This is a genomic window from Streptomyces sp. NPDC047917, from assembly GCF_043204345.1.
In the GTDB taxonomy this organism is placed as follows: Bacteria; Actinomycetota; Actinomycetes; order Streptomycetales; family Streptomycetaceae; genus Streptomyces; species Streptomyces sanglieri.
The window spans coordinates 641,853-653,773 of the sequence record NZ_JBIDCA010000003.1; the positions used below are offsets into that span (position 1 = coordinate 641,853).

The window sequence follows — 11,921 nt, forward strand, 5'->3', positions numbered from 1 at the left end:
GACACATCAGCAGGGCAGTGTCACAGCCAGCCGTTGCGCTGGGCCTGCAGGGCCATCTGGAAGCGGTTCGCGGCGCCCAGCCGGGCCATCAGGATCTGCAGCCGGCGGAAGAGCGTACGGCGGCTGATGTCCAACTCGCGGGCGATGACATCGTCGCCCGCTCCTCCCGCGAGGAGCCACAACAGACGACCGTCGGCGGGTTGCAGACCGCCCGGGCGAGCGGTGTGACCGTGGAACGGCAGCGCGTTGTGCCAGGACTGCTCGAACAGCGCCATGAGCGCGGAGAGCAGCCCGCACGGCTGCACGATCAGCATGGTGTTGTGTACGTCCGCCTCCTGGATCGACAGCGACACCAGTGCGTACGCCTCATCGATGATCACCAGCTTGACCGGCACCGACGGCAGCACCCGGGCCTGCTCACCGGCCTTGATGCACGGCTCGATGACGTCCTTCAGATGGCCCGGGTGCTCCAGCGACTCCCGCGAGTACACGACCCGCTGCGTCACCCCTCTGGCGAGGGTGGCCAGCCCGTCGTCCGTGGCCTCCGCCAGCGGGAAGTACGGCGGTGACTCGAACTGCCGGATCTGGTCGCGGGCGCTGGCCCAGGCATGGCGAATCCTGGGGCCGATGGCATCGCCGGTGACGACCTCGACGAGATTGTCGTTGTACGCGGCCAGCCGCTGCCGCCGGAACGAATCGAAGGCGCCCCCGACGGTGATGCGCGACTCCTCGACCTCGGCCGCACGGTGCCGGGCGAGGATCTCCAGGCCGGCGGTCGGCGGAACCGGGGCCACCACGTCCCCGCCCTCCCCTGCCGCGCTGGCCAGCCCGGCGTCGACCAGCGCCCCGTACGCGGCGTCCAGATCCGCGCCGTCCAGACCGGCCGAGGCGGCGATCGCGCCCAACGGGGCGGGGGCCAGTTCGAGCAGCGCCAGATACACCCGGCTCGCCTCCTCGCCGATGCCCAGCAGCCGAAGCGCCTCACCCAGTCTCGCGTTCGTCATATGCCCCATTATCGTCACCTCCGGCCGTCCGATGTGGCCGATCTGTGCCAGTGGCACTGCTCGGCACCGAAGGCGGGCCCCGGCGGATAGCGTCCGGCGAGGGCGCCGAGCCGAACCGCTCGCCGCCGAGGAACCCACCCAGAGGAAGGCGTACGCAGTGGCCAAGGGACGAAAGAACGGTCTCTACTCAGGGATCTCCGAGGAACTGTCCGCTCTGATGCGGACGGGCTGGGCGGACACCGAGCGGCACGACCTGCGACTCGACGAGCAGTCCCCGTACGCGGCCCGCCGCCGTGCCGCGCTCTCCGGGCGCTTCCCGGGCGAACGCCTGGTGATTCCCTCCGGGAACCTCAAGACCCGTTCGAACGACGACAGTTACCCGTTCCGCCCGTACACGGGCTATGTGCACATGACCGGGGACCAGGCCAGGGACGGCGCCCTCGTGCTCGAACCCCGGGCGGACGGCGGCCACGACGCCTACTGCTACCAGCTGCCGCGGGACAGCAGGGACAACGACGAGTTCTGGACCGGCGCCACGGCGGAACTGTGGATGGGGCGCCGCCGCTCCCTCGCCGAGTCGGAGCTGGTGCTCGGCCTGCCCTGCCGGGACGTCCGCACCGCGGCCGCCGACCTGGCCGCCGGCTCCGGCGCGCCGACCCGGATCGTCCGGGGCGTCGACCCGTCCCTCGAAGCCGCCGTCACCACCGACGAGGAGCGTGACGACGAACTGGAGGAGGCGCTCAGCGACCTCCGTCTCGTCAAGGACGACTGGGAGATCGGTGAGCTCCGCAAGGCCGTCGACTCCACGGTGCGCGGGTTCGCCGACGCGATCGGTGAGCTCTCCGGCGCGGTGGCGTCGTCCGAGCGGTGGATCGAGGGCACCTTCTTCCGCCGCGCGCGCCTGGAGGGCAACGCCGTCGGCTACGGCTCGATCTGCGCGGCGGGCGAGCACGCCACGATCATGCACTGGACGGACAACGACGGTCCGGTGCGTCCGGGGGAGCTGCTCCTGTTCGACGCCGGTGTGGAGACGCACACCCTCTACACCGCCGACGTCACCCGCACACTGCCGATCAGCGGCACCTTCACTCCGCTGCAGCGCAAGGTCTACGACGCGGTGTACGAGGCCCAGGAGGCCGGCATGGCGGCCGTGAAGCCGGGCGCCGCGTACCGGGACTTCCACGAGGCGTCCCAGCGCCACCTCGCGGCACGGCTGGTCGAGTGGGGCTTCATCGAGGGACCCGCCGACCGCGCGTACGAGCTCGGGCTCCAGCGCCGCTTCACCATGGCGGGCACCGGCCACATGCTCGGTCTGGACGTCCACGACTGCGCGCAGGCCCGCAACGAGGAGTACGTCGGAGGCGCACTGGAGCCGGGCATGGTCCTCACCGTCGAGCCCGGCCTGTACTTCCAGCCGGACGACCTCACCGTGCCCGAGGAATGGCGCGGCATCGGCGTCCGGATCGAGGACGACCTGGTCGTCACCGACGACGGCCACGAGAACCTGTCGGCGGGGCTGCCCCGGTCGGCGGACGAGGTCGAGGAGTGGATGGCCCGCGTCGCGGGCTGAGCGCGCCGGGGCGGTGAACGCGTGGGCCGGGGGGCCTCATGCCCAGAGCCGTTCGCCGAGAGTCCCGGCCGATCCGGCACCGGGCAGGACGTAGGCCACGGCCGAGGCCCGGTGCTGGAGGAACGGGTTCAGGGCGTCGCGGTCGGCCAGCCGGTTCTGGACGCGGGTGAACTGGGCCGCGTCACGCATGAAGGCACAGAAGAGGAGACCGCGGTCGCCCGGTCCGTCGTCGTAGCTGTAACTGCGGCGGAGCATACGGGCACCGCGGTCGAAGCGGGGGCTGGCGAGGCGCACGTGGGCGGTGGCGGGGATGACGTAGGAACCGTCGGGGTTCTTGGCGTAGATGTCCGGCTCGTCGCGCTCGGCGGTGCCGGTGAGGGCGACCCCGTCCCGGGCGCGGCGGCCGATCACCCGGTCGCGCCGGTCCTCGGAGAGGGCCGCGAAGCCCTTCACGTCCATGTGGATCCGGCGGTAGACCAGAACGGTGCCGTCCCCGTGGGCTCCGGGCGGGCCCCAGACCCACTGCTCGGCCGCCGCCTGATCGGGGTTGGCGGTGCCGTCCTTGGAACCGAACAGGTTGCGCGGGGTGGTGCCCGGGGGAGTGTGGGGCAGGAAGCCGGACTGGGACCAGCGCGGCACGGCGCCGGCGGTGTGAGCGGCGGTGCCGACGAGTTCGGCGACGACGGCGAGCGTCCAGCGGTCGGCCGCGCCCAGCTGGACCAGGACATCGCCGTTGCTGCGGCGCGGGTCGAGGCGGTCGCCGGGGAACGGCGGCAACTCCGCCAGCGAGGCGGGGACATCGAGGTCGAGCCGGGCGGCGAGAGCGGGGCCGACGCCGACCAGGGAGGTGAGCCGGGTCGTGCCACCGCCCTGTAGCCGCGGGTCCGAGGGGGAGTCGGCCGCCGCGGTGGCGAGCGTGCCGCTCAGCGCGGCGAGGACACCGCGAAGAACCTTCCGGTCGGCGCCGGCCGAGGTCCGGGGGAGGTCGAAGGACAGCAGGTGCGTCGCCGGTTGCTGGGGCGCCGTGACACCTGCCTGCCGGGCGCCGCGGAAGGGAATCGGGGCCTCGGCCGGCGGGGAGCCGGCGGTGGTCCGGCCGGCCGGCCGGTCGCCCCTCGCCAGTTCGTCGGCCGCCGCGCCGGCCCCGGCGGCGAGCACCGCTCCGGCGGCGAGCAGTGCCCGGCGCCGCCCGACACCGGTTGCCGCGGGTAGGGACGGATCCTGCTCATTTCCGTGTCGGGTGGGCATGAGCCCATTGGAGACGATAAAACATCCTCCATGCAAACCCTGTCCGCATTACGCCCGTTGAACCGCTCGACCGCCCCGACAGCGGTGTTCCGGGCGGTGTTGCGTCTGTCGGTACTGGTCGTCCCGCTCGCGCTGGCGGCCACCGGGTGCTCCGGTACGGAGCCGGCCCCCGCCGACGCGCGGCATCCGGCGGGGAGCGTGCTGCGCGTCCCGCAGGACTTCCGCTCGGTGCAGCAGGCGGTGGACACCGCTCGCGAGGGTGAGACGGTACTGATCGGCCCCGGCGTGTACCGGGAGAGCGTACGTGTCACCAAGCCCCGCGTGGTACTGCGCGGAACCGACCGCAACAAGGTGGTCTTCGACGGCGGTGTGCGTCTGGCCAACGGCATCACCGTGACCGGCGCGGGCTCGGTGGTGGAGAACCTCACCGTGCACGGCTACCTCGCCAACGGCGTGCTGTTCACCGGCGTGACCGACGAGCGGTTGCAGCAGCGCGGCGCCGGCGGCTCCGCCTACGACCCGCTGGACACCACCCGGTTCCCGGCCGTCCGCGGATTCCGCGCGACCCGGGTCACGGCGTACAACAACGGCCTTTACGGCATCTATGCCTTCGACGCGCGCGACGGTGTGATCGAGGACTCCTACGCCTCCGGGCACGCCGACTCCGGCATCTACGTCGGCCAGTGCAAGCCCTGCTCCACCGTCGTCCGCGGCAACACCGTGGAGCGCAACGCGGTCGGCATCGAACTGACCAACGCCTCGGACGGCCTGTCGGTGCTGGGTAATCGCGTCGCCCGCAACCGGGTCGGGGTCACGGTCAACTCCAACGATCTGGAGGCCCTCGCCCCGCAGCACGGCGCGGTGATCGCGGGCAACGTGGTGGCCGACAACAACGCCGCCGACACGCCCGAGCAGGCCGACGGGGGCTTCGGTATCGGCATCGGTATCGGCGGCGGCACCGCGAACCGCGTCCAGCGCAACCTGGTCCGGGGCAACCGGGCGGCCGGAGTGGTGGTCACCGACCCGCCGGGGCACCCGGCGAGCGGCAACCGGGTCGAAGGCAACCGGGCCACCGGCAACGGCATCGACCTCGTACTGGCCTCGACCGACCCCGGCAACTGTTTCGCGGGCAACCGGCCCGGCACCCAGAGCCCGGACGGACTGGAGGGGCGCGCGGGCTGCGGCGCCCGCGACAGGGGCGCGCTTCCGACCGGCCGGACCGCTTCGGTGCAGCCGCCGCCCGGCGTCCCGTTCAGTCGGGTGCCGGCCCCGCCCGCCCAGCCGTCCATGCCGGACCCGACGGCCCCGGGCAGCCCGGCGACCGGCCTGCCCGGGGCCGTCGACCCGGCCACGTATCCGCTCCCGAAGGACGTGGACGCGGTGCCGCGCCCGCGCTGAGCGCGGCGGCGCCGCGGGGCGGGCCGGGGCACACCGGCAACCCGGCTCTCAGCCGGTGCCCCACGGCGCCCCGGGGAGTTTCGCGTGGTCCTCGCGCCCGGAGAACTCCACGGTGGTCGGAGTCCCCAGGCCCGGCATCCGCATCGTCACCCGCCGCAGACCGCCGTCACCGTCGACCCAGTAGGTCAGCGGGGACCGTCCGCCGTCGGAACCCGCTCCTGGCGTGGCGCCCTGGGCGCGCGGCCCGGCGAACCGGTCGTAGTCGCGGCCGCCGAGGCGATCACGGCCCAGCCATCGGGCCCCGGACTGGGCGAGCAGCATCGGGTTGTCGGGGCGGTCCGCACCGAGCCCGATCAGCAACTGGAGCCCGGCGTCCAGGGGATCGCTCGTGTAGGAGCGCGAGGACCAGCCCGAGCGCGGGATCCGCTCGGCCTGCTGCCAGGGCTGTCCGCTGTCGTCCTCGGGCACGGGGGCCAGGCCGAGGCCGCCGGTGTCCCAGACGATCAGCCCGCGGTCGAGCTGCCCGGTGACGGGCGGCCCGGAGGCGCCGGAGGACTCGGTGGACCCGGCGACCTGATAGCTCCCCACGGCACGATGGTTCCGGTAGTCCACGACCCCCTTGACCCGCACCACCACTCCGCCGCCCTCGGCGGCGTTCAGGGTCACCGCCACGGGACTGGCCTGGTACAGATTCAGCCGCGACAGCGCCAGCCTGGACGCCTCCTCCGTCGTCACCGGCCGCTCGGCTGCGGTGGCGGAGCCGCCGGAGTGGCTCCGGTAGGCGGCCAGGCCGCCCACCGCGACGCCGCACGCCGTGATCGCGATCAGTGTTCTCAACCAGAGGGCCCGACGCGGCGTACGGCCGTCGGTCTTCCTCTTCCGAGCCATGCGGTCGCCTTCTCTCATCGGTCGGTGATGCGGGAGTCGGTCTTGCGGGAGGGCGGTCATGCGGGAGGGCGGGTCCGCGAACCGCTGGTCCGCGAACCCGCCCGAGCCGGTCTGATCCGAGCGAAAGACCCTAGTGGTGCTGTGCCCTTCGCCTGCGCATCAGTACGACCAGTGCCGCACCGAGGCCGGTGAGCGCGACGCAGCCGGCCAGCGCCAGCTGAACCGCCTGGCTCATGCCCGTGGACGCCATACCCGAGTGCGAGGTGTGGCCGGGGTTGCCGGGTGCACCCGGAGCGTTCGGCCAATCCGGCTTACCCGGACCCGGCACCGGCTTCGTCGGTTTCGGTGTCGGCTCGGTGGTGGGAAGCCGTCGGTTGACCGCTGTCACCGAGACCCCGTCGTCGAGGTTCTCGGAGGTCAGCACCAGCGGTCCGAACACGGGGTCCTCCGGCGCGGCGTAACCTGCGGGCGGGCTGACCTCCTGCCAGTAGTACGTGCCCGGCGCGCCGGTGCCGCGGCAGATGCCGTCGGTCCGGGTGACGCAGGGCTTGCCGACCTTCGTGTCCGGGTCCTCCCCGGTGGTCTGCAGCTCGTCGGAGCCGTTCGTCTCCTTCCACAGCTGGAACTTCGCGTGGGCCAGCGCCTTGCCGTGCTGGTCGTGCTTGACCAGGCGCAGCTCGCCCTCCTGTTGCCGGAAGCCGAAGTCGTAGGTGTGGTCGTTCTCGCCGGGCCCGCCAGTGGTCAGCGCCCGCTCCGGGTAGCGCGCGCTGCGTGGCACGATGCCCTTGGAGTCGATGAAGTGGTTGTCGCCGACGTCCGCTTCCGTGGGCACCCACTGGTGCAGCGGACCGCCCTCGGCGTAGTCGGCCGGTTTGTCGAGGCGGATGGTGTACTTGGTCCTCGGCCGGAGACCGCCGGTGACATTGGAGTCGTCGAAGTAGTACTCGCCGCGCGCCGTCGTCTCGGTCGTTCCCACGACCTTGCCCGACTCGTCGTACAGGTTCACGGTCGCGCCCACGACCGGGCGTTGGCCCGGGTTCTGGATTCCCTTGCGCTCGGGGTCGTACCAGACCCGGTTGCCGATCTGGAGCGGGGCCTGGTCGCAGAGCACCTCCAGGTCACCCATCGAGGCGCCCTTGCCGAACGGGGCCACGGCACCCGCCGGGTTGAGGCGCAGGCCGAACTTCGGGTCCTGCGTGCCGTCGCGCTGGAGGAACGACGTGCCGTACCCGAGGGCGGTGTGGTTGGGGTCGAAGGCGGAGACCGCGATGGTGTTCTCGACCTTGGAGAGCGCCATGCCGGCGAACGCCGTGTTGCGGTGGCCGCCCCAGCTGGTGTCGAAGAAACGGGTCCCCCGGGGGGAGAGCCCGCAGCCGTTGTTGGTGTCCATCACGTACATGTCGTCCGCCGCGCAGGCCTTGTTCAGGTCACCGCCCGACATGACGACGGCGGCGGAGCCCGGTGTGGGACCGGCCGGCGCGCGGTCGCCGAAGCGGTCGCGGAAGGCCAGCAGCATCGAGCCGTCGGACTCGAAGCCGATCTCGCCCAACTCCGGTTCGGGGTTGGCGATGGTGGAGTTGCCGCACGGACGGCCGTTCTGCGAGTCCGGGTAGGTGCTCGTCCACGGGAACCAGCCCGCCCCGTCGCACGGGCCACCGCCGACCGTGGACTGGCGCGGGTAGTCCAGCGGCTGGTCCAGCACCGGCTTGCGGAACGCCCCGGTGCCGAGGTCGAAGGGCATGACCACGGCGCGCAGGTCCGAGAGCTTCCCGGTGGACTCGCCGGAGCACACCCCGCCGACGTAGCCGACGCCGTCACGCAGACCGAGGCCGAACGGGCGCCAGTCCGCCGCCGCCGGACAGCCCGGATCCGGGATGGCGGTGACGGACCTGGGTGCCGCCGCGGTCGCCACCGTGGCGTCATAGCGGTAGAGCTTGCGGTTGTTGAGGTTGACGACGAACAGGTCCTTGCCGTCCTCGGTGATCTTGATGCCGCCCAGGCTCTCCTTGCCGGGCGCGTCGAGGAAGGCGTCGTCGGTGCCCTGGCCGTGCTCCGTCGTCCCCGCGTCCGGGACGACGGTGAACAGGGTGGTCGACTTCTGCGCGCTGTCGGTCACGTAGATGCCACCGGCGCCGCCCGGACCGTAGTCCGTGGTGCGCTTGGCGAGCGCCGAGGAGAACACCCGCTTGTCGGCCTTGTTCCACGCGATGCCGAAGAGCGTGCCGGTCTCGGCGTCGGTGGCGATGTTCGTGACGTTGACGTCGACGCCGTCCTGGCCGCGTGCGTTGTAGGGGAAGGAGACCAGCGTGCGCTGGGTCTTGCCCTCGCGCGTGGCGGGCTGACAGGTCGTCATCAGCGGTGCGTTCTTCTGGCAGTAGTCACCCGGGCTCCAGAGCCCGGTGGTGTACGCCACGTTCTTCCCGCCGGAGAGGTCGACGAACTCCTCGTTGCTGCTCAGCTGGTTGGGCGCACCGTCCAGCCCCTGGCGCGAGGCGAAGGCGGGGAACAGCGCTCCCGGCTTCGGATTCACCACCTGCACCCGGTACCTGCCGCCACTGGGCCCGTCCGCCGCCGGGGTGAGCTTCACGGTGCCGTCGGCCGCGGTGACCCCCTCGATGCCGGTCCCGGCATCGTCGGTGAGAGTCACCCTGACGCCCGCGATGCCCGGTTCCAGCGCGGGGGTCCACACTCCGGTGTTGTCCACGGCCCGGATCACCCGGACCGTCACCGCCCCGTCCCCCGCCTGCGAGTGCGCCACGGGCGCGGCGGCTAAGGAGCCACTACCGACAGCGAGGGCGAGCGCGGCCAGCGAGCCGACGGTACGGCGACCGGGCACGCCCGGCCTCCGCCGACGCGTCCCGGGCGCGGCTCCCTTCACTTCTTCATTCGTTGATTTCATCTCCTGCTCTCAGTGTTCAGAAGGACCTGAGGCCCTGCCAGTGAGGGAATACATAGAGATGCGGAGAACCGCCTTTACGGGGATCTTAGAAGGGCTTTGGGCAAGATCATGGAGGAATGGTGAACTCGCCCGCCGTCGAATTCCATGTGGTTGCCACCGATCAGGTCGCGGGCGGAATTCGAAAAGGTAAGCGAAATTCACACTCCTGCCCCATCGGTCACTGTGGCGCCGACGCTCTTCCGGTTCCGGGCCGGGACGCCCGGACCGCGGCCGCTTCACTCCTCCGCGGCGCAGGGTCTACGACGCGCACGACCTCGTCACCGGCGACAGCCACGAGAGCCTGCCGGCGGGGCTGCCCGGCCGTCGGGCGAGGTCGAGGAGCCGATGGCCCGGATCGCGGGCCGGCCGCCCCGCGGAGAGGCCCGTGCCGCGGTCAGCGGAACGGTGACCGGCGGACGGACAGGATGGCCACGTCGTCGTGCCGGTCACCGCCTCCGGCGAACGCGCGTGCGTCGTCGTAGAGGGTGGCCGGCAGGTCGGTCGGGGCGAGCGACACGCGCTCGGTGAGGCGTTCGGTGACGGGATAGAACGTGCCGTCGGGCGCGCGGGTCTCGGTCAGCCCGTCGGTGGTCAGCAGCAGCGTCGCGCCGCGCGGGAAGCCGAACCAGCCCACGGTCGCCGGTTCGGCGGCGAGTTCGGCGAGACCGAGCGGGACGCCGGAGTCGAGGTCCGGAGTGCTGACGGTGGCGTTGTACAGCAACTGCGGCAGGACGTGCCCGCAGTTGATGGCCTGCGCCTCCTCGTGCGCGTCGATGTTGACGACGAGCGCCGTCACGAACCGTTCGTCGTCGCCGGTCTGCGCGGCGTAGGAGTTGTGCCGCACGACCGAGGCGTCGAGGGAGTCCGCGAGCGCGGTCAGGGTGGGCTCCCGGTGGGCCGCCTCGCGGAAGGCGCCGATGACGGCGAACGCGGCGCCGACCGCGGGCAGGCCCTTGCCCTGCACGTCGCCGATCAGGACCCGGGTGCCCCACGGGGAGTGGACGACGTCGTAGATGTCGCCGCCGACGAGCCGGTCCTCCTGCACGGGCTCGTACACCCCGTCGACCAGCACGTCCTCGGTGAGCATGGGCAGCGGGCGCAGGATGTGCCGCTGCATCGCCGCCGCGGTGGAGCGCAGCCGAAGCGTCTCGTGCTCGCGCTGGACACGACGGTGGCAGGCGTACACGGAGGCCGCGCCCAGGGCGAGGGTGAGCAGCATCAGGAGGATCCTGTCGAGCCACGACCCGCCGTCGCCGTTCTGGACCAGCACCGTCACGGCGACCACGAGCGTGGTCCACGCGGCCACGAACTCCGTCTGGCGCACGGTGCACAGCGCCGACGCCGTACCGGGCAGGAACACGAAGAGCCCGAGCAGCCACACCGGAGACCCGGACAGGGAACCGAGGAGCAGCACCAGGACGGTCAGTGACACCACGCCGATCACCACCTCGGCGTTGCGCGGTGGCTCGATGGCATCGTAGGGACGCGCGAGGTGCTTCGGACGCTTACGGGGCACGGGACCTCCCGGGCAGGCGGTGTACCCCTCGTACGTTAGGCAGGTCCGGCCGCAGGCGAGCCGCGCCCCGCCGGGCGGTGGCCCCGGTGCCGGAGCGGCGGGGCGGCCGGGACCGTGGTGGTCCCGTCGCGGACACCCCGCCGGGTGCGGGACGGGCGGTGGCCGGTGGCGGCATTCCGGCCGTGGGATAGGGTCCACCGAACTGTGCCGAGGCGGACACGGCGGCCGCCCGAGGGGGAGCTGGATGCTGGGGGCATTGGGACTGAGCCAGGGCGAAGAGGCCATCTACACGGCACTGCTGGCCCGTCCGACGGCCTCCGCGCAGGAACTCGCCCGGCAGGCCGGAGCCGAGGAGGCCGAAACCGACCGGACCCTGCGTGACCTGGCGGCCCGTGGCCTGGTGGCGGTCGCCACCGAGGCCGGGATCGGGACGCCCGACTCGGCCGAGTGCGTGTCCGGCTGCCGGTCCGTCCGCTACCGGCTCACCCCGCCCTCGGTGGCCCTGGCGCCGTTCCTGGTCGAGCAGCGCAACGCGTTGCACCGGGCCGAAGCCGCGCTCTCGATGCTGACCGAGCAGTACCGCAGTACCGCGGCGCACCCTGCGGGCAGTGTCGTGGAAGTGGTCGTCGGCGTGGAGCAGGTCGCGCACCGCTTCCACCAGCTCCAGCGCGGTGCTCAGCAGGAACTGCTCGTCTTCCTCGTCGGCGATCCCATCGCGGTGCCGCGCGAGGACACTGGCATGTCGGAGAGCTCCGCACTGGACCGCGGCGTCGAATTCCGGGTGGTGGCCGCCAGGAGCTATCTCGACGGTCCCGACATGGCGAAGGAGGTGCGGGCGGGCATCACGGCGGGCCTGGAACTGCGCCTGGTCGACTCGTTGCCGCTGAAGATGGTCGTGTCGGACCGGGAACGTGCCATGGTGCCACTGGACATGGCGGACTGCGGCGGAGAGCCGAGCGCCATAGTGGTGCACCGCAGTGGCCTGCTGACCGCCCTGGTCCATCTCTTCGAGAAGGAATGGGCCCAGGCCCGGCCGCTCTACACCACCTCCACGGGTGTGCACGCGGAGCCGTCGGCCGATCAGCACCCGACCGCGGGGGAACTGGAGGTCCTCGCCCTGCTGCTGGCAGGGATCTCCGACCGGCGGGCGGCCTCCCAACTCGGCGTCTCCATACGCACCGTGGAGCGAAGGACGCGCCGTCTGATGGACCTCGCCGGAGCGGATTCACGCCTCCAGCTCGGATGGCACGCCGCACGCGCGGGCTGGCTCTGACCCTCGACGGGCCTCCCCTCCGGAAGATCATCCGGGTCGGCGTCGGCCCGTGGGCGCGGGCCGTGTGACGGAAAACCGACATGCGG

The 11,921-nt window shown here is 72.1% G+C and carries 8 protein-coding genes; 3 read left to right on the forward strand and 5 right to left on the reverse strand.

Translation table 11 applies throughout. The features are described from left to right. Positions 1-20: 20 nt before the first annotated feature. Positions 21-1,004: a LuxR family transcriptional regulator gene (locus ACGF8B_RS09635; RefSeq protein WP_392736361.1), complete on the reverse strand. Its 984-nt coding sequence runs from the start codon at positions 1,002-1,004 to the stop codon at positions 21-23. Positions 1,005-1,161: 157 nt separating this feature from the next. Here ACGF8B_RS09635 and ACGF8B_RS09640 point away from each other — a divergent pair, with 157 nt between their 5' ends. After that, positions 1,162-2,574, forward strand: coding sequence for an aminopeptidase P family protein (locus tag ACGF8B_RS09640; protein ID WP_392736363.1), 1,413 nt, complete (start codon positions 1,162-1,164; stop codon positions 2,572-2,574). 36 nt (positions 2,575-2,610) lie between these two features. Here the strand turns inward: ACGF8B_RS09640 and ACGF8B_RS09645 are convergent, their stop codons facing one another. Next, positions 2,611-3,822, reverse strand: coding sequence for a Dyp-type peroxidase (locus ACGF8B_RS09645; RefSeq protein WP_392736365.1), 1,212 nt, complete (start codon positions 3,820-3,822; stop codon positions 2,611-2,613). A 96-nt stretch (positions 3,823-3,918) separates the two neighbouring features. Between ACGF8B_RS09645 and ACGF8B_RS09650 the strand changes: the two genes are divergently transcribed. Next, positions 3,919-5,220 (forward strand): right-handed parallel beta-helix repeat-containing protein, encoded by a 1,302-nt coding sequence (locus tag ACGF8B_RS09650; protein ID WP_392736367.1) that lies wholly within the window; start codon positions 3,919-3,921, stop codon positions 5,218-5,220. Positions 5,221-5,268: 48 nt separating this feature from the next. On the opposite strand, the gene ACGF8B_RS09655 is transcribed toward ACGF8B_RS09650, so the two are convergent. From ACGF8B_RS09655 to ACGF8B_RS09665, 3 genes are all read right to left on the reverse strand, one after another. Next, the gene (locus tag ACGF8B_RS09655; protein WP_392736369.1) at positions 5,269-6,108 is read right to left on the reverse strand and encodes a hypothetical protein; all 840 of its coding nucleotides are present in this window, start codon (positions 6,106-6,108) and stop codon (positions 5,269-5,271) included. Between the two features lie 130 nt (positions 6,109-6,238). Next, complete coding sequence (locus tag ACGF8B_RS09660) at positions 6,239-8,944, reverse strand: SdrD B-like domain-containing protein (RefSeq protein WP_392736371.1); 2,706 nt, start codon at positions 8,942-8,944, stop codon at positions 6,239-6,241. A gap of 496 nt (positions 8,945-9,440) precedes the next feature. Further along, the gene (locus ACGF8B_RS09665; protein WP_392736372.1) at positions 9,441-10,562 is read right to left on the reverse strand and encodes a PP2C family protein-serine/threonine phosphatase; all 1,122 of its coding nucleotides are present in this window, start codon (positions 10,560-10,562) and stop codon (positions 9,441-9,443) included. A gap of 244 nt (positions 10,563-10,806) precedes the next feature. On the opposite strand from ACGF8B_RS09665, the gene ACGF8B_RS09670 reads away from it, so the two are divergent. Then, positions 10,807-11,835: a helix-turn-helix domain-containing protein gene (locus ACGF8B_RS09670; protein WP_392736374.1), complete on the forward strand. Its 1,029-nt coding sequence runs from the start codon at positions 10,807-10,809 to the stop codon at positions 11,833-11,835. The last annotated feature ends 86 nt before the right edge of the window (positions 11,836-11,921 follow it).

Bases quoted from the DNA above. Each gene is read 5' to 3' on its own strand.
- ACGF8B_RS09645 (WP_392736365.1), bottom strand. From the start codon at position 3,822: ATGCCCACCCGACACGGAAATGAGCAGGATCCGTCCCTACCCGCGGCA.
- ACGF8B_RS09670 (WP_392736374.1), top strand. From the start codon at position 10,807: ATGCTGGGGGCATTGGGACTGAGCCAGGGCGAAGAGGCCATCTACACG.
- ACGF8B_RS09635 (WP_392736361.1), bottom strand. From the start codon at position 1,004: ATGACGAACGCGAGACTGGGTGAGGCGCTTCGGCTGCTGGGCATCGGC.
- ACGF8B_RS09655 (WP_392736369.1), bottom strand. From the start codon at position 6,108: ATGGCTCGGAAGAGGAAGACCGACGGCCGTACGCCGCGTCGGGCCCTC.